The organism is Microbacterium schleiferi (assembly GCF_020781975.1).
Taxonomy (GTDB): domain Bacteria; phylum Actinomycetota; class Actinomycetes; order Actinomycetales; family Microbacteriaceae; genus Microbacterium.
In genome coordinates, this window is record NZ_JAJGNI010000004.1 from 64,329 (window position 1) to 82,048 (window position 17,720).

General features: G+C 65.1%; 10 protein-coding genes and 1 pseudogene. 3 read left to right on the top strand and 8 right to left on the bottom strand.

The features are described 5' to 3' along the window. Window positions 1–23 precede the first annotated feature (23 nt). The gene (locus LL236_RS05975) at window positions 24–998 is read left to right on the top strand and encodes an alpha/beta hydrolase (protein ID WP_228177889.1); all 975 of its coding nucleotides are present in this window, start codon (window positions 24–26) and stop codon (window positions 996–998) included. Here LL236_RS05975 and LL236_RS05980 read toward each other — a convergent pair. Further along, entirely contained in the window at window positions 995–2,239 is a 1,245-nt protein-coding gene (locus LL236_RS05980; protein ID WP_228177890.1) for a type II toxin-antitoxin system HipA family toxin, read from the bottom strand. The genes LL236_RS05975 and LL236_RS05980 overlap by 4 nt on opposite strands. Continuing rightward, window positions 2,236–2,475 (bottom strand): helix-turn-helix domain-containing protein, encoded by a 240-nt coding sequence (locus LL236_RS05985; protein ID WP_228177891.1) that lies wholly within the window; start codon window positions 2,473–2,475, stop codon window positions 2,236–2,238. The genes LL236_RS05980 and LL236_RS05985 overlap by 4 nt, the downstream gene beginning before the upstream one ends. Between LL236_RS05985 and LL236_RS05990 the strand changes: the two are divergent. Further along, window positions 2,469–3,251, top strand: a pseudogene (locus LL236_RS05990) (type I restriction-modification system subunit M N-terminal domain-containing protein); the annotation flags it as partial. The gene LL236_RS05985 and the pseudogene LL236_RS05990 sit on opposite strands and share 7 nt — an antisense overlap. A gap of 52 nt (window positions 3,252–3,303) precedes the next feature. On the opposite strand, the gene LL236_RS15125 reads toward LL236_RS05990, so the two are convergent. From LL236_RS15125 to LL236_RS06005, 4 genes are read right to left on the bottom strand one after another with little or no spacing between them, the layout of a single operon-like run. Then, window positions 3,304–5,154: an ATP-dependent nuclease gene (locus LL236_RS15125; RefSeq protein ID WP_267189608.1), complete on the bottom strand. Its 1,851-nt coding sequence runs from the start codon at window positions 5,152–5,154 to the stop codon at window positions 3,304–3,306. 20 nt (window positions 5,155–5,174) lie between these two features. After that, window positions 5,175–8,564 carry a DUF499 domain-containing protein gene (locus tag LL236_RS05995; protein ID WP_195692263.1) on the bottom strand — a complete coding sequence of 1,130 codons (3,390 nt, stop codon included), beginning with the start codon at window positions 8,562–8,564 and terminating at the stop codon, window positions 5,175–5,177. A 5-nt stretch (window positions 8,565–8,569) separates the two neighbouring features. Further along, complete coding sequence (locus LL236_RS06000) at window positions 8,570–11,356, bottom strand: DUF1156 domain-containing protein (RefSeq protein ID WP_228177893.1); 2,787 nt, start codon at window positions 11,354–11,356, stop codon at window positions 8,570–8,572. A gap of 44 nt (window positions 11,357–11,400) precedes the next feature. Next, on the bottom strand, window positions 11,401–13,401 hold the full coding sequence (locus LL236_RS06005) for a helicase-related protein (protein WP_195694482.1): 2,001 nt from the start codon (window positions 13,399–13,401) through the stop codon (window positions 11,401–11,403). Between the two features lie 63 nt (window positions 13,402–13,464). Here LL236_RS06005 and LL236_RS06010 point away from each other — a divergent pair, with 63 nt between their 5' ends. Then, entirely contained in the window at window positions 13,465–15,072 is a 1,608-nt protein-coding gene (locus LL236_RS06010) for a recombinase family protein (RefSeq protein ID WP_228177894.1), read from the top strand. Window positions 15,073–15,302: 230 nt separating this feature from the next. Here LL236_RS06010 and LL236_RS06015 read toward each other — a convergent pair whose 3' ends face one another. Both LL236_RS06015 and LL236_RS06020 read right to left on the bottom strand, forming a co-directional pair. Next, window positions 15,303–16,271, bottom strand: coding sequence for an IS481 family transposase (locus tag LL236_RS06015; protein ID WP_101852925.1), 969 nt, complete (start codon window positions 16,269–16,271; stop codon window positions 15,303–15,305). Window positions 16,272–16,953: 682 nt separating this feature from the next. Next, the gene (locus tag LL236_RS06020; protein WP_175987534.1) at window positions 16,954–17,607 is read right to left on the bottom strand and encodes a helix-turn-helix transcriptional regulator; all 654 of its coding nucleotides are present in this window, start codon (window positions 17,605–17,607) and stop codon (window positions 16,954–16,956) included. Window positions 17,608–17,720 lie beyond the last annotated feature (113 nt).

Consider the following 17,720-nt stretch of genomic DNA (forward strand, 5'->3'; position numbering starts at 1 on the left):
ACGGGCGGCGATAGTCTCAACTCGTGGAAGAGGTGTGGCTTCCTGACCTGCTCGGCGGTCGCTTTCGGCAGCGCACGCTGAGTCTGGGCAGCGACGCCGAGGGCGAGATCGTCGCCACGCTCGTGCGGCTCCTGCCGTCGTGGCCTGCCTCGTGGACGGGCCGTCTTCGCGACGTCGACGTTCTCTACGTCCATGGGTGGTCGGACTACTTCTTCCAGACGGGCCTCGCGCAGTGGTGGACAGACCGGGGCGCCCGATTCTATGCGCTCGACCTGCGCAAGTACGGTCGGAGCCTGCGGGCTGGCCAGACGCCGGGTTACGTATCATCGCTGGCCGAGTACGACGCAGACATCGCGGCGGCACTCTCGGCGATGGGGCGGGAGGATAAGCCGGGGCGGCGCCTCGTGCTGTTGGGCCACTCCACGGGCGGGCTCACGCTCTCGCTGTGGGCGGCGCGGCATCCGGGGGTTGCGTCAGCGCTTGTGCTCAACAGTCCGTGGCTGGAGTTCCAGACGGGGGCCTGGGGCCGAGAAGCGCTCACGCCCCTCGTCGCGGCCCGAGCTCGGTGGGACCCGTTGGGGATGCATCCGGTCGTCGATCTCGGCTTTTACACCCGAGCGCAGCAGGAGGTCGGGACTCTGCCGGAGGCGCCGGAAGGATGGCGGCCTGAGCGTGGGTTTCCGACCACTCCGGGCTGGCTCAAGGCGGTGCTCGACGGCCACGACACCGTTGCGCGAGGGATCGACGTGGCATGCCCCGCGCTCGTGCTGCTGTCGCAGCGGTCGAGCTCGCCGCTGGTGTGGCGCCCCGACATGCTCGAGACCGATTCCGTTCTCGTCGTCGATGACATAGCGAAGGCGGCGACCCGCCTGGGCCGGCTCGTCACGATCGCACGAATAGACGGCGCGCTCCACGACGTGTTCCTCTCCCGCGCAGCCGTGCGGGAGAAGGCCTACCGCGTGCTGGGGGAGTGGATGCAGTCGCAGACGCTTCGCTAGCCTGCGGAGGGTGCTCGACCGTCTCCGACGGCCCGCCCCTCTCGCAGATTGCGGACGAAGCTGCTCATCGAATCGTGCAGTTCGGGATGAGCCGAGTCAAGCGGAACCTCTTCGGCTACAGCAGCGGACAACTCATCGAGCGCATCCGAGACCGCCGCTGCTGCTCGACGAAGCTGCCACGACTCGAACTCGCTGACGAGGTCATCGCGCGTGATCTCGGCATGCCGGTACTTCCGGTTCACGGCGAGCGCCAGTCGACCATCTCCTCCGGAAGCGTGGGCGAGGGGCACCTGGTCATATGCCGGAGCGAGTGCCGGCACGTCGTGGGCGGGATGCAGCAACCCGAGGTTCTTCGTGTGCATGTCGAGATTGCCGATACCGACGGCGAGAATGGTCGTCTGCGCGAGGCGGAGCACATCTTCGGACCCGGCATACTGCGACAGTGCACCGGCGACGCGGGCGAGCGAGACCACGCCTCCGAGCTCCTGGTACTTCTGATTGGCGCTCGCGCCCAGCACCTGGTTGAAATCCTCCTGGTGGATGCGCGCGCCACCGGCTCGATCAAAACGTTCGATCACGAGCGTCGGCAGTCCGTCGAACTCCTCGACCCGGGTATCGAAAGCCGCGAGTCCGAGGCGACGTGAGAGGCGCGCGCCGTACTCCTCATCGAAGATGACAGTTGGTCGTGTGGGCAGTTGAGGCTTCAGGATGTGCGTGGACGGGAAGCCGCCGAGTGCTTGGTTCCACCTGGCTCCGGTTCGCGCCAAGACGATCTTCGGCTGGACGCCGCCCAGTGAGGTCCGCCCATAGTCCGTCGCGTTCCCGAGCGGAGCGCCGATCGGATCCTCCAGGAGGCGTCGGATCCCCTCAGCGTCGATCGGGATCACCCCGGGAGTCCGTGGTTCCGAAGGGTCGTCGACATCCCAGATCTGCAACGCACCTGCGACGTCACGGCCGTACCGCGCCAGAAACGCGGGTATGTCGCCGCGCCGCACGCCACCCTGCGTGAGCATGTAGTCGAGTTGGTCGCCTTCGGGCAGGAGCTCCGCGAACCAATTTCGGCGACGCCCCCCATGTTGCCTTGGCATCGAAGCCAGCAATGGAATCGCAACCGACATCACCCGGCTGTTTACCCCGAATGTCTCCCGTGCCTCATCGGTGATCTCGACGTCGAACGAGCGTGCATCAGGGCCGTGGATGTGTCCGATGACCGTGCCATAGAGCTCGACGGCGAGTCTCATGACCGGGCTTCACCATCCCACATCGCCGATAGCTCGACCCCGGTCGCCCGCATGAGGTCGAACATTCGACGAGCCCAGATCGTGGGCTTTCCGGATTCGAGCTCACTGACAGACCGCTGCGAGATGCCGAGCTGGTCGGCCAACTCCACCTGTGTCAGTCCTCTTGCGAGCCTCGCCTGTTGGATCGCAAGCCCGATGTCGGCTGGGGAGCGCAGCTTTGCTTCGTACGATGTCATGGCCGTCCCTACTACGAAATCCGGATAGAGCAAGCCTATTACGAAATCCGTATGGGGAAAGTTCATTACGAAATCCGGATACGGCGAGTTGTCGTGGGATTCCACGGGCGCGCGACGAAGCCGTCTGTTGTCGTCGGGTCTGCTGGCCGCCCTCCGTTAACGTGGAGGGGTTGCACGGATCGAGGGGACACAGCGTGGTCACGGGTGAGCTGAAGCGCCAGGTCGACAAGGTCTGGGATGCCTTCTGGTCGGGCGGCATCGCCAATCCCGTCGAGGTGATCGAGCAGATCACGTATCTGCTGTTCATCCGGCGGCTTGACGATCTGCAGTTGCTCGCTGAGAAGAAGGCAGCCCGCTTCGGCGAGGAGGTCGAGAACCCGGTCTTTCCCGAGGGGTACGACAGTGATCTGCCGAGCCGCCGGCCGTACCGCGATCTGCGGTGGAGCGTGTTCACGAACTTCGCGCCCGCCGAGATGTTCGAGGTCGTCTCCGAGCATGTGTTCCCGTGGTTGCGCCGACTGGGTGCCGAGGGGTCGAGCTACGCGCGGAACATGCGCGATGCCCGGTTCACGATCCCGACCCCGGCGCTGTTGACGAAGGTCGTCGACCTGCTGCACGAGATCCCGATGGAAGATCGCGACACCAAGGGCGACATCTACGAGTACATGCTCTCGAAGCTTGCGACCAGTGGCACGAACGGACAGTTCCGCACGGCCCGGCACATCATCAAGCTCATGGTCGACCTGACGGCTCCGCGCCCCGACGACCTCATCATCGATCCGGCGTTTATGCGCAAGTCGGATGTCTCAAGAGACATCCAAGCGCCGGTCAGGCTGGTGCTTGGAGGTTCAAGTCGGTCGCTCTGCTCTCCCGTGAGAACTCGAGCCACCACCCTGCGAAGGCAGCCGGCGCAATCACTTCCAGCCTGTGCACGCCTTCGCCAACCGGAAGGACCTTGACGAGGCGCGCGTCAGCCTGCGCGGATGTTCCGACCGGCGAACCAAACTGGGCCGATGGGTCCTCTCTGAGGGCTTCCATGATCGAGTGCGCGACTCTTTCCACGGCCACTGCGAGAAGCGTTTCAACGTCGCCATGGAGGTCAAGCTCGTAGGCGGACCACACCGCGGCGGGGTCGAGGTCACAGGTCACCGAGGCTGCGGCACGTGCCTCAGCGACGCCCTTGCGATCGATAGCTAGAACCTGCTCCAACGTGCCTTGCGGATGCGCCCACACCCCGTGGTCCGCAAGCAAAGTGAGGAGCCGCGCCTTTCGGATGCCCTCCGCAGTCGACTCGTCATCGAGACCGGCCAACCAAGCTCCCCTCGATGCGGGATCGCTCGGAACCTTAGCCTCATCCGCTTTGCGGATTAGGGGACGCAGCACCGTTGAGATCCGACCGGGGCTCTCGGCGAACGTCTCCGTGATTGCACTTGAGAGCCCCGGCAGTGAGTCGAGGGTGCGCTGCATCTCGGGGTCGAACAGCGCGTCAAGATCACACACCGCGCGTACGTCCAAGCCCAGCTTCGTGCAGATCTCCAGCCATAACGCCACACCGCCGCTCCCGCCGCAGTCGACGAGATCTGTCTGCGCGACCACTTCCGCCGACGCGACGCGTGTAAGAGTTGTAGACATCGCGGCGACATCCGTCACACCCTCGAGCAGAACAGGTCGGGGCGAGAACACGATGTCGCTTACCAGTTGTGGATTCTGTGCGAGCGAAGCCTCCACGCGGTCCGCTTGCACATCCAAGACGCTCTCGCTCATCCGGCGCGGCGGCGATCCGGCGCCGAAGACCCAAATCGACGCCAAGTCGCTGGCGAGTCGTGGCCGCAAGAAGCTCGGCTCGTGTGTGACTACGATCGCGGATCGTCCCGACTGCTCGCATTCTCTGTTCAGCTCGGCGAGCCACAGCCTGGCCATGGAGGGGTGCAGGTGGAGTTCCGCCTCATCGACAACAAGCAACCGCCAGTCATCTCGATAGACCGCGGCGAGGAGGACCACCAGCTCGCGAAGACCGTGACCCTCGTCTCGAAGCAACGAGTACTCGACTGATCCCATGCGCACGTACGGGTCTAGGAATCCGGCTGTTTCGCGCAGTTCGATGGATCGCCCGAGAGCGCGACGGGTGAAAGCTGCAACGCGTAGCAGGACCTCTGGCTCCTCACGAAGCGCATAGAGCTCAGTGGTCGCGAGACCAGCGAGCCTTGCCATCTCGAGGATCTGTCGGCGTTCTTCCTCGCCGATTGGGACGCCGCGGTACTCGGTGGGTGTTGAACCCCAGCCGTGGTTAACAACGTTCATCAACCCGACCAGGCGATCGGTTGTCAGGATCCGCTCGCCTGTGGCCAAGGCGATCGCGCGAGCGGCCTTTGACTTTCCGCTGCCATTTCGCCCGACGAAGTACTGGACTGGGTGCGACCAGTCCGAGATCTCGATGAATTCGTGCTCAGAGCCAACCGAGTCGATCCCAAAGACGCCAGCTCGTCTGATGGTGACCGAGTCGGGGAACTTGTCACCATCAGTCGGCATTCGACTGATGGACGTCACCTTGAGCGGAGGGTCCCAGGTGTGGATGGCGAGGAACTGATCTGCAGCTTCCCGCTCACTGCCCGCGTCAACCTGCTGACGGTCGATACTGCCACCATTCGGCGCTACCGCCGACACGAGGAATCGGGTCATTGATCGTGTCCAGACTCTGGTCAGTTCTCGAAACCGGAGCTCGGGTCGAACTTGAGAACGCGCGCGTTCTCGGAGATCGTGCGCACTTCGCCTTCGTCGAATCCGTCGCTCTTGCTGGCCTGGATGTCGATGGTGATCTCGAGCTTGGCGCCGGCGCCGGCGAGGCGGTCGATGATTTCGCGAGTCACGTTTCCGATGTCGCGCGAGTACCGGTCGGGGTCGACCTTCACGGAGCCGAAGTAGCGGCTCGGGCGTCGCGGCGCGGAGCTCTCTTCGTTCGATCCCTCCTCGTCTGCTTCGTCATCGATCAAGACGACGTCCACCGGGCCGACCTCGGCGGCGCCGTCCTCTGCTGCGCGCCGGGCGGCTTCTCGAGCGGCGGCGGCACGATCTGCAGAGGCCTGTTCGTCGGCCTTGTTCCAGTCCACGAGGAGCGTGCTGTCGGTCACCTGGAGCGCGGCGTTCTGCGCAGGCGGCACGATCAGTCCGCGGTAGCGACTGGCCTCAGTGTCCTTCGCTGACGCGATCGCGAACTTCTCGCCGTCGACGAGGACCGAGTTGAGCGAGCGTTCGATCGCGGAGTCGAGCGTCTCCCTCTTGACGAGGCGCGGCAGGTAGACGTAGCGCGTGAAGTAGCCCCACAACTCGCCAACGCTGATCTCGCCCTTGTCGCGCCACAGCTGCCCAAGCTCCTGATGGAGGGTCGCTCCGAGGATCGGCGCACCCAGCTCGGTCACAAGCTGATCGTCGCGGGACAGCTTTGCGGCGACGCGCTCGGCAAGCGAGCGGCCGCTCGAGTCCGGCACCTTGTCGGTGATCAGCTCGAACGGCTTGGTGGCGTCGAACTGCTCGGGGTAGACCGCCCACACGAAGGTGTCGCGGATTCGATCCGAGACGGTCCGATCCAGGCGCGTGACCCAGTCGTCGGTCTGCTTGCGCTGCTGTACCGACAGGTTGAGGCTCTCGCTGGTCGCCTGCACGCGCTTCCACGCGAGATAGCTGCGAGCAGCGGCCTCCAGGCTCTCCAGCTCGCTCTTATCGGCCACCAGGAACACGAGAGTGTTGCGGTGCACGCGCTGGCTGGCGCCCTTGGTCTCGATCGCCTCGCGCACCCACTGGTGGGCTGAGGAGTTGGCACCGTCGGACTTCCGCCGCGAGTGGCGCGGGTGGACGATCACCAGGCGCGCGTCTTCGAGGTCGGGGATGTCGGCGCTGGATGCCGGCGCGACGTGAACTCGATCGAAGACACCGCGCGCACGTTCCTCGCTGCGAAGTCGCTCGGTGATCTCGTTCCACACGGTCTCGACGTCTTCGCGGAGTCGCTCGGCATAGTCGTTCGCAGTCTTCGTCACCGACGGCTGAGTGTCGAACCAATAGTGGCCCTGTTCCTCGTAGAAGTACGTCGACCGCTGCGCGAGCAGCTCGATCGCACTGCCGAAGTTGCCGAGCGTGTCACCGGGCGCCGCGGTTCCGAGCCAGACGTACTGCTTATCCAAGCCTTTCCGCGACGCCTTGATCCTCGGGGCAGCTCCCATGAAGATCGTTCGCGCGATCCGCTGCGTCACGAACCGCTGGCCCAGATTGGGGCGGTCGAGGTCGATCTGTTGCGCCATCGACCCCGGACCGTCGATGTCCGAGTCGATGATCGGCTTCCACTGGTCCTCGAGATACTGAGTGAGGTCGGTGTTGACCGTCGTCGCTTCCAGCGGCACGTTGCCGGGGAGGATCAGCGGGGACGTGTCGTTCGAAGCCCACAGCTCGTGCACGATGGACGACACGAGCTTGAGCACGCCGCGGGTGCGCTGGAACCGTTCCAACGTTGACCAGTCCTCGTAGAGGCGATCCAGCAGCTCGGGGTGCAGCGGGTACGACGCGCGAATGCGCTGCTCGTAGTCGTCACTCGGTGCCGCGGCATCCCGGGGGAATAAGGCGGTGTTGCTCCGATAAAGAGTGACGAAGCTGCGAGCTACGGCGGAGATCGTGGTCAAGCCCTCAGCGTTCGGCGCCTGGAAGATCCGGCGGCGGACGATCTCGAACGACTCGTCCTTGCTCGACGGTCGCCACTGGTCGGCGACCCGGCGGATCACGTTCTGCAGGCGCTCCAGCGCAAGCTGGCCGTTGGCGCCACCGATCTCGATGTCGCTACCGCTACCCGCATCACCGGTATCAGATGCCGGGATCGAGACGACGAGCATCGCGCCGGGCACTGACCGCACGACCTCCGTCAACGACTGCGCGAACGTGAACTGTGTCTCGAACGAGCCTGACGGAAGCTCCTTGTCCGTGACGAGCTGCCGGGCGTACGCGACCCACTCGTCGATCAGGATCAGCGCCGGCGAGTACTTCGCGATCAGCGTCCGCAGCGCTTCACCGGGGTTCGTCCCAGCACGGTCATCGTCTGCGATGAGGTCGTACGCCGCGCGGCCGCCGAGCTGCCACGCGAGCTCGCCCCAGAGCGTGCGCACCTCGGTCCCGTCGTCCTTAATGAGAGGTGATCCCGCCTTCAAGTACGTGCCGACGAGCGCGACGCGCTTCACGCCCAGCGCCGCAAGATCCGGGTTTCCGGTCTCGGCGATGAGCTCCTGCAGCTCCTGCGGGAAGTCCTTTGCGGGGGTGCCGCTGAAGAGGTGGTAGAGAGCGAGCATCGAGTGCGTCTTGCCACCACCGAAGTTGGTCTGCAGGTTGACGACCGGACTCGCGTTGCCGTCCCCGCCGCCCACGCGTCGGAGCGCGCGCGACAGCAGATCCCGCAGACCCTCTGTGAGGTAGGTGCGGGTAAAGAACTCGACCGGGTCGCCATACTCGGGGCTCGTCGCCTGACCGGTTCGCACGAGATGCAGGTCGGCAGCGAACTCGGATGCCGTGAACTCGCCGCGTGCCACATCATCGTGCGGGCGGATAACCTCGCGCCACGGCCGCAACCCCGAACCCGGGTCGAGCGTCACTGCCGTCCGCTTGACCTGCTTACGCGTCTGATCCTCGAAGACCGTGCGCTGTAGGTCGACCCGGAGCTTACGGACGTCCTCGGCCGAGTCCACCGCTCCAACGGCATGAAGCAGTCGCTCGATCGTGTCGAGCGCGCGCGCCGCGTCATCAGAACTGAACGGCTCGTTGTGCGCCCACAGATTTCGCGTCTCGCGGAGCTCTGAGCCGAAACCCTGCTGCGCACGCGACAGCACGTCCTTGAACCGGTAGCCCTGCTCGGTGATCGCGCGAAGCTGCACCTGCACATCATGCTTAGTCAGCGTTCGGGCTAGTCCACCCCGGCGCTGCGCGTCTTCTTGTGCCCACGCGGCAGGCCAATCCGACGTACCGTAGGCTGCGGTCATCACTTCATCGACGGAATCGAGCAGACCCTCCGACAACAGGTCGAAGGCCTTTCCCACGCGATCACGGTTGTTCATCGCCATCGAGCTCAGTCCCCATCCTCATCGAAGTCGAACGCCTGCTGAACGGCCCGCGGCGTACCGGCGTGCTTTCGCGCCTGCTCGTTCACGTCACCCCACGCACTCACCAGCCCGTTGAAGAGAATCGCGTCTTTGGTGTCGCGCTTCTTCTCGGCCTCGTGGAATAGCAGGAATCCCAACTCCTTCACCGCGTCGAGATTCACCCGCGTCTGAACTGAAGGAAGCAGGGAAGCGACCTGATCGGCTCCGTGCTTTGCCATCACCGCCGCAAGGCGAACCGTCGCCTCCCACACGCTGACGCGCTCGTCGGCGCTCACGTCCCATGCGCCTTCAAGCTGGGTCGGCGAGAGAAGTCGCGCCTTCCCGCCCTTTGCCTCGAAGATGCCCCCGCGCTCAAGCGCTCCGATCGACGTATCGGAAGAGCGCGCAAGCTGGTCAGCAATGCCGGAGTTCTCCTGGGTCCAGCCGTATTGGCGATACCACTTGACTGCGAACCGAGTGTCGGGATCGAAGTCCGACTCTTGCTCGCCGATTACTTCGTCCAGCGTGGCGTTTACGAGCAGGAGTGCGTCCTTCACACTCATGTCGGAGCCATCCGCCTCCCGCACCCGCGAGTACCGGGAGAACACGGATATGCCGGGTCCAATTGCCGCCTGCGCGAGATCGACGGGTGCAATCGCGCCCTGCATCAACGTGCGTAGCGCCTCTGGGAGCTCCGCCTTCAGTGCGGCCACGAACGCTCGTCGGGTCGTCGTAGGCGCATCGCTCGGGCGGGGGCGACAAGCCAGGACAATCGAAGAGGCCAGGGCGTTGGCATTTGAACCGATTAGCCTTCCGCTCATCTCGGTTCGCATGGGCCACGTCGCGGTTATCTCCCACCCAGAGTCAATGAGACCGTCCAGTAGCGTGTGCCAGCCGGTAGAGGAGGTCCCCTCGGCGTTGGCCTCCTGTTGCTTGTACGCGTAATAGACAGTCAGCGGGACATTCGGGTCTGCGCCCTCGCGGACTCGGGCAAAGACCGAGTTGAAGCCCTCGATGAAGAACTTCTCCGCTCCTGCTTTGCCATCATGTCGGTACGGATTAGCGACAAGCTCCTCGAACTTCGGAGTGAGCATAGTCCCAACCGTCTTCGAGTGGATCGTTGAAAGAGATCGTCGCAGCCAGACGTAAAAGAAGTCCGATAGGTCCGAGTAACCGATGTTGTCGTAGTAGGGCGGGTCGGTGGAGATGACGGCGCCCGAGTAGTCACGTGTCGAGGCATCCGCCTGACGTGCGGTGCTTCGACGTCCCGCCGGGAGACGGTCGATGGCGTCGGCCATTCCATCGATCTGGGTTATGAACCCTCCAGACCATGTCGAAAACACATTCGCCTCTGCGTAGTCCCACGCCATGGGAATGGCCTGACGAGAGAACACGTTTCGGATCTTCTGGAGACTGCTGTCCCAGCCGCAACTTGATGACGAGGCGTTGGTTTCTCGGCTGACCGCCAGCGCGAGATACGTTGCGACGGCATCTGCATAAGCCTCCGCGCCAGTCCCTCCATTCTCGAGTCGGTCGCCCTTCGGGAGACCCGCGGCAAGCGCGTCGTCGCGGACCTTCTCGCGGGCGTCCGCGACGAGATCACTCAGCGTGGTCAGCGCAACGAGCTGCCTATTGGTGAAGAGGTCGGAGAACTTCGTCAATCCATAGGCCGGTGGCGAAAACCAACGGGGGTTCGTTGGTACGTCGGCATCGATAGATGAATCCGGACGATCGACCGCCGCGGCCGCGGCCTGCTCTGCAGTGGGCGATAGGTAGAGTCGGCCGCGCGCGCCCTCCGCCACTACGGCTATGAGGTGTGCTCCAAGCTCGCCCCGCTTCCCCGCTTCGCGGACGTAGTCATACGTGAAGGGTGTGCCATCAGCAACCGAGCGGGCGCCTTTCCCGTGCTTGATGGTGCCGTCGTCATCACCCTTCGGGCCGTTGGCGTCATTGTGCACCTCGTAGTGGATCTTTCTGCCGACAACCCGGGCTTCGATCCACGCCTCGCTACCCTTCTTCTTGTTCAGCCACCAGGAGCGAACCAACGGAACCTCGATTGGGTTTGCCGGATTCGGGCTATTGACGGTGCGGGCCCAGATCCAGGCAATGACAGTGTGCTGCGTACCGTCTGGTCCGGTGACCTTGGGGTAAAGATGCCCGATGGTCCGCTCGGCTTGGTCTCGCATCCAGTTGCCGTACGCGCGAACATCCTCCGCCAATCCCTCGGAGCGGCCCCACGCATTGCGGGTCCCAGCAGCGCCTGGATGGACAGGTGGTCGGCCGGCGAAGGTCGGCGGAATCTCGATGAGCGCCTTGTTGATGAGGACCGCGACGGGGTTTAGGTCGCTCGCGTGCGCTTCGAGCCCCAGCCGCTGCGCTTCGAGTGGAATGGCCCCACCGCCGGCGAACGGGTCCAGGACGGAGGGTAGCTTGCCATCGTTGCTCTTGCGGATTTCCGCTCTCGCCTGGGCAAGAAGCGCATCATCATTGCTGTTCTCCCAGATGATCAGCCGCTCGAGCAGTCGATGCAGTCGTGCACGCTCCGCGTCCTGCGCATCGACTGTGGGGAACTCTTCCGGACGAGACGCAGGGTCGTCGACCAGCTGGGCGAAGAGAACGGCGCGTGCGACCGAAATAGGGCGGCGCGCCCAGTAAAGGTGCACCATCAGAGGTAGCCCTTTGCGGATCGACTTTTTCTCACGAGCGGCGGCGAAGTTGATGGCTTCGAGCGGCAGAGACGTCTCGATGAGCTTCTTCTTGGGTGCTGCGTTCACTGATGCATCTCTCGTGGGTCCGTTAGTCGTGTCGCCTGAATCTGTCATCGCGGTGGGCCTCCGCGATCCCAGTAGTCGTGCCATTCCTCGTTGTACGACCGTGTTGTCGCGGACGGCTCAATGTGGGTAAACGCGTCCATGACATAGCGAAGTCGGTCCCGCTTCTCGCCGTCCGGCGACACGAGGACGAGGGCGAGTCGGTGACGGTCGCCCTGCGTCTGCGCGAACGTGACCTCGTTCGTCGTGATGGTGAAGGTGTCGGACCCCTCGATCCGCCCCTTCACCTCGATGTAGTGAATGCGCCCGTCGGGATCGAAGGACTGGATGTCGTATCCGGGATTGTTCCTGGGCATCTCGTGGGGCGTGCGGCCGAGTGCGCGTTCGGTAGCGAGAACGGCTTCGACGGCTCGGCGTTCGACGAGCTCGGTGTTGCGCGCGAAGGTCTGAGGCGCGGCATCCTCGTCGCCAGGCGACAGTCGTTTGCTCGGCACGACGAGTGCTGACCCGCGGACAACGGCGGGAAGTGCGACGAGTTGCGTGCTCTCGTCGAGGGCGCGGAGCCGCTTGTCGAGTCGTTCGTCGAGCTGGCGGGCTCGCTGGAGCGCGGCGTCGGCGCGGAGGCGGCCTATGGTGCCGGAGCGTTCGAGCGCTTCGAGGCGATTGTGCTCGCGGTCCCAATGGTTGATCTCGGCCAGGAGGCGTTCCTTGACCTGCACGCGGGTGCGGTCGACATCCACGGCTATCCGCGCGGCGAGTTCGTCCATGCGAGGTGCGAGTCCGTCTCGATACGCCCACGTCCGGATAGAGCGTTCATGGTCGCTGTTTGCCCACTCGTCCGCGAGGACCTCGGCGATTGCCGCAGCCTCACCCGCGTGTGGTGCGTCGTAGTCGAGGTAGGGCGGCGCAGCAGCGAGCGTGACAGCCCCCGTGGTGTCGAGGACGGGGTAGTCGAAGTGGTGCGACACGGTGTCGGCATCGGTGGTGGCGTTCTGGATGCGCTGCTCGACGGCATACAGCAGTGCAGTGTGCTCGGATTGCTGTTCACGGCGATCGACGAACACGGTTCCTCGTTTGAGCACGGGCCCGAGGTCTTCGATCGTGAGTTCGATGACCGCTTGGAGGAGCGGGTGGCCGGGGGCGAGAAGTGCCGCCTGTGTCTGATTCTCGGGGCGAACGTGTGCAGTCTCGAACGTGGCTCGTTCGTACCGCTCCGGCACAGGTGCCCACCGGTTGAGTCGGCGTGCCGTGTCGATGACGCGCTGTGGTATCCGCGTGATCTCGTATCGGCCCTTCTCGCGCCGACGGATACGGCCACCGAGGCGTTCGAAGGCGGGGAGGAAGAACGCCGCGATGTATCCGGGCTGCAGGCGTCGCTCGCGGGCCTTCTCCATCCGCTCACGGATCTCTTCGAGATTGAGCGAGGAGTACATCTCGGGGTGCAAGGCTCGTTCAGCGACCATGGTGTCGAGCCCGTGGGCGACGCTCGCGTCGATGACTCGGTCGAGCTCGGCCTTGCGTTCCGGCTCGTCGCCGTACCGGATCGCCTCGATCAGCAGTTCACGGAGCGACTTCTCCTGGAAAGCATCCGCGTCGCCGAGAACGTTGAACAGGTTGCCGTTGTACGCGATCGACATCTGGTCGATCTTCGACAGCAACCGCGTGAACACGTCCCCCTCGCGTGTGTCCTTCGCGACCATGTTCCACAAGTGGCACACTTCCCGCTGGCCGATGCGGTGGATGCGGCCGAAACGCTGCTCGATCCGGTTCGGGTTCCACGGCAGGTCGTAATTGACCATGAGGTGCGCCCGCTGCAGGTTGAGGCCTTCGCCCGCGGCATCCGTCGCCAGGAGCACGACGGTGTTGCGGTCGTAGGTGAACTGCTCGCGCGCCGCCTTGCGGTCTTCGCGGCGCGTGCCGCCGTGAATCGTGATGACCGACTCCGGGCGACCCAGCTGCGTCGTGATCTTCTGCCGCAGGTAGTCAAGGGTGTCCTTGTGCTCGGTGAAGATGATGATCTTGCGCGGTTCGCCCGAGTCGTCGTGCACGAGTAGCCGAGGTTCTGTAAACGCACCTACCTCTCGATGAGAGCTAGGAAGGCGGTGGCTGAGATGAGCCACGATCAGCAGGAACGAACCGCAGGCAATGAGCCGAACGACCAGGCGACGGCGCAGGCGTCGCCGTCGTTGCGGGCGGTGGTGTATGTGCGGATCAGTGATGATCCCGAGGGCACCGAGCGCGGTGTTGACCGGCAGGAAGCTGACTGCCGGGCGTATGCGGCAGCGCACGGGTGGGAAGTCGCCCAGGTGTACCGGGAGAACGACACGTCGGCGTTCAAGCAGCGCACGATCACACTCCCGACGGGTGAGCGGGTGCGGCGCGTGGTGCGCCCGGAGTTCCGCGCGATGTTGAAGCACCTCAGCGAGCAGCGCGCCGGGGTGATGATCGCCTACGACCTGGATCGGGCGGTGCGCGACCCGAGAGACTTGGAAGACCTGATCGACGCCAAGGTACTCAACGGCTTCAGCGTCCGCTCCGTGACCGGCTCGCTGAGGTTGGATACGGATTCTGATGTGGCGATGGCGCGGGTGCTGGTCGCGATGGCGAACAAGTCCTCAGCCGACACCGCCCGCCGTGTCGCTCGGGCGGCGAAGCAGCAGGCCATCGAGGGCACTTGGCATGGTGGGCAGGTGCCGTTCGGCTACCGCGCCGAGAACCACACGCTCGTGATCGACCCCGAGGCTGCCGAGTTGGTGCGGGAAGCCGCGCGGCGGGTGCTGGCCGGAGAGACGTTGTACCGGATTCTCACCGACTGGAACCGGCGGGGTATCCGTACGACGCACGGGTGCCGGTGGTCGGATCGGACACTCAAACTGGTGCTGCGCAACCCCTCGATCAAGGGGGTACGGGAGTATCGACCGTTGTTGCCGGACGGCACCCGGTCGAAAACCTCCCTGATGCAGACGACCGCCGCGTGGCCCGCGATCTTGGACGAGGACACCTGGCAGCAGGTCTCCGATGTGCTCGATGCCCGCAAGCAGGCCCGAAACTTCCATCAGCCCGGCAGTGGGGCGGCGAAACGGCTGTATCCGTTCTCGGGTCTGATCCGCTGCTCGACCTGCGGACGCGCCATGCTGCATCGCGGCCAGGTGTATCAGTGTGTGCAACAGGTGCCGGGCGGGTGCAACCGCTCGATCCGTTCCGGCGACCTCACCAAACTCGTGGAGGAAGCCGTGCTCGCGACGTTCGAGCAGGTCACCCTCAACCCCGCCAAGCGCCAGTCTCCGGGCGCGGATCAGGCCGCACGAGTGGGGCTTGCCGCGACGCTCGATGCCGACCGGGAACGCCTCGCCCGGCTCGATGATGACTACTACGACGGGTTGATCGACAAGTCGATGTGGGTGCGGCAACGCTCACGGATCGCCGAACGCATCGAACGCACCCGCCGCGAGTACGCCGCCACGGTGCCGGAGCACACTGGCCCGTCGATTGATATGACGACCGTCGCACAGGAGTGGGCCGACCGTACCCCGATGTGGCAGCACCAGGCCGCCAGTCTCGTCCTTGAAGCCGTCCTCGTTCACGCCCTGCCCAGGGGGATGAACGGCGCGACACCGGCGAGGCGGCGCAATGAGACCGTCGAAGCGTTTCATGCCCGCCGTGAGGTGTACCGGGCGGGGATTCTCGCACATCGGGTCGAGTTCGTCTGGCGCGCCTAACGCCCCCGCGCCTTCGGCAGGCCGCAGAGGGCTTGCAGTTGCTCACGCACCCGTGGGTCAGCGATGACCGGAGGCAGGCCCTGCGCTGCGCGGCTCTCCCGCGCGAGGCGTGCGCCGAGTGGTTCGGGGGCATCGGTCGAGGCTGGTTCGGGCGTGGTTGTGGTGGTCTGCGTCGAGGTATCCATGTAGACAGGTACGACAGGCAAACCACAACATCTAGTTGTACGGGGTCAGGACGTTGGTTGCAGTCGGCTGATCGGGGGGTTGCCTCCGAGGGCTGAGTGGCGTCGTCCAGTGTTGTAGTGCTCGAGCCAGGGGTCAAGTGCTGCGGTGCGGTCGTCGTTCGAGGTGAACGGTTGCCGGTAGGCCCATTCGGTTTGCAGGGTCCGGTTGAACCTCTCCACCTTGCCGTTCTGCCACGGGCAGTGCGGTTTGATGAACTTCTGCCGGATGCCGTGCGCGCCGCAGACGCCGCGCAGCGACCATCGGTAGGCCCAGGCGTTGTCGGTGATCAGCCGCTCGATGCGGGGGATGCCGTGCGCGGCGAAGTAGCCGATGGCGCGTTCGAGGAACGCGGCGCAGGTCGGGCCCTTCTCGTCGGGGAGGACCTCGGAGTATGCGAGCCGGGAGTGGTCGTCGACGACGGAGTGCACGTAGTCGTAGCCGACGACGGTCTGTTTCCGGGCGGCTGTGGAGCCCATCGCTCTGCCGTGCGCCTTCCACCCGCCGCCGTCGGGGATGCGACCGAGCTTCTTCACGTCCATGTGCACCAGCTCGCCGGGCTGCTCGCGTTCATAGCGGACCGCTGTGGTCTTCGACGCGCGGATCCGCTCCCCGGTCATCGGGTCCAGATCGACCAGACGAGGCAGCCCGGACCGGGCGATGATGCGCGACACCGTCCGCGCCGGCACCCCGGTGCGGGCCGCGACCTCGTCACGGCCGACTCGTTCCTTCTTCCGGATCGCGACCACCGCCGCGGCCCTGGCATCGGGGGTGCGGTTGGCGACGTGGTGAGGCCGCGAGGAGCGATCGTAGAGACCGGCTTCACCCTCGGCGCGGTAGCGGTCCAGCCACCGCTTCACGCAGCGTCGGGACACGCCCATTGCCGCGGCGATATGCGCCTGCTTCCACCCGGCACCGGCACGATGGACGATGAGCAGCCTGCCGTGCACGGTCAAGCGGGCATTACGGTGGGACACGAGAACCTCCGAGTTCGTGAAGACGTCAGACATCTCCACTAAGCCCGGAGGTTCTCCCCTTTCACAAGACCGGAAACGCCACCAACCTCATGGCCGGGTACATCTAGTACCTGGCATCGAGTTGAGGTACTATATGCAGACTTATCCACAGGGAGCTACCTGCGACCGACCCCAAACGGGGTATGTCACGGGGGTGCCGATTCGGTACCCTCGTGAACCGGCTCAACGGTGCCGCAAATTTTGCGGCACCGTTCGCGCCCGTGACGGCCAGCCGAGCGGAGCGAAAGCGCAGGTCCGACGGTGGTGGCGATTCGACACCACCGTGAACGGTCGCGGTGAGGTCGCAGCGGATGCGGCTTGGTTCGCGGGGGCAACGGCGAAACTCCTGGTCGGACGGTGGTGCCAATTTGCCACCACCGTCACGAGAACCACAACGAGCAGCACAGCGGGCCGAGGTCGCAGGCTGGACGGTGTGGGAAATTTTCCCCGACCGTCGCCCCGCGAGTGTGGTGCCGCCGATTCGACGGAACCACCCCGGCCGGGAGTAAAAGCCCTGGTCGCACGGTTCCGGCAATTTGCCGGAACCGTCACCCCCACCCCGACATGCAGGCGCGCCGGAGCGTATCGCGGTCGCGTGGTGGCGGTGCTCATCGTCGGGTTCCTCCGGTCGTGTGGGCAGGTGTCAGTAGGTAGGTGCGCACCCGTTCCCACGGGAGTCGTCGGCGCGTGCGGTGGCGATGCCGACGCCCGGCCCCGCCCGGCTCGCGGACGGTGGGCCGTAGCGCCGGTACTCGATGGGGGTCACGCCCATGTAGCGGCGGAAGATGCGCGAGGCTTGCCCGCAGTGGTGGCACCAGCCGACCCGTTCGGTGATCGTGCCGATGAGCAGATCGGTTTCGCGGATCAGGCGCGCCATCTCCTGTACGCGCAGGATCGACAGGTACACCGGCGGCGTCACCCCGAACGAGTCCTTGAACACCCGATTGAGCTGACTCGGCGACAGGCAGGCGTGCGCGTCCAGTTCGGTGAGCGGCCACTGCCTGGCGATGTTGCTCTGCATGAGCGCCGCCGTGCGCATAATCTCGCGGCGCACCGGCTTGAACTCCCGCCACCGGGGAGGCGCGACCCGCACGGCCCGCTGCCGAGAGGTCAGCGGCGGCACCTCCACCGGCGCGTGACGAACCAGCGGCGCGATGGCGGCGAGCACCGTGAACAGCAGCGCATACGCACGGAAGTAGCCGCGCGGCGATTGGTCTTCGCCGGTGAGTGTGGCGAGTTCATCGAGGATCGGCCCGAGCCGTTCGGCCTGCGATTCTCCGACGCGCAGCACCTGCACCGGATCGGGATACAGGTGAGTTGCGAGGTCGCGTGCGGCTTCGCCGTCCGCGAGCACGTCGAGGTGCTGCCAGAACAACTGCTCGACCAGTAATCGGTATCCACTGCCACTGT

Bases quoted from the DNA above. Each gene is read 5' to 3' on its own strand.
- LL236_RS15125 (WP_267189608.1), bottom strand. From the start codon at position 5,154: ATGACCCGATTCCTCGTGTCGGCGGTAGCGCCGAATGGTGGCAGTATC.
- LL236_RS05985 (WP_228177891.1), bottom strand. From the start codon at position 2,475: ATGACATCGTACGAAGCAAAGCTGCGCTCCCCAGCCGACATCGGGCTT.
- LL236_RS06010 (WP_228177894.1), top strand. From the start codon at position 13,465: ATGAGCCACGATCAGCAGGAACGAACCGCAGGCAATGAGCCGAACGAC.
- LL236_RS05995 (WP_195692263.1), bottom strand. From the start codon at position 8,564: ATGGCGATGAACAACCGTGATCGCGTGGGAAAGGCCTTCGACCTGTTG.
- LL236_RS05980 (WP_228177890.1), bottom strand. From the start codon at position 2,239: ATGAGACTCGCCGTCGAGCTCTATGGCACGGTCATCGGACACATCCAC.